This is a genomic window from Bartonella sp. CL25QHWL (assembly GCF_042195335.1).
Classification (GTDB): domain Bacteria; phylum Pseudomonadota; class Alphaproteobacteria; order Rhizobiales; family Rhizobiaceae; genus Bartonella.
This window is the reverse complement of record NZ_JBHIOE010000047.1, coordinates 2,194-2,515: the sequence shown is the minus strand read 5'-3', so window position 1 is coordinate 2,515 and position 322 is coordinate 2,194. Positions and strand designations below refer to the sequence as shown.

At 33.9% G+C, this 322-nt stretch carries 1 protein-coding gene; it reads right to left on the bottom strand.

The features are described from left to right. Positions 1–322, bottom strand: a 322-nt coding sequence (locus ACFILY_RS09305) for a MobA/MobL family protein (RefSeq protein ID WP_375673353.1), incomplete at both ends; no start/stop codon positions are given.

Here is a 322-nt window from a genome sequence, read left to right as displayed (position 1 = left end):
TCTAAGCGCACCATAATATCATTAAAGTCATTTGAATTATCAACATATCTATTAATGATCTTAGCAAGATCACCATGATTAAATGTCGACTTCTCAAATGAAATTAACTTCAATACTTCATTAGGGTTTTCTTTAATTTTCTCTACAGATCTCTGTTTTATTTTTTCATTAGCTTGTACCGCATTGCTAGCAAGTCCTTTTTTACTCATTGCATGAGCAGATTGCCCCAAATGAATGGTTGGATCTATAGATAAACCACGCTCTTTGTAAGAACGCATATCTACTTTTATATCATGGCCTGCAAGTGCAAGATGCATCGTTG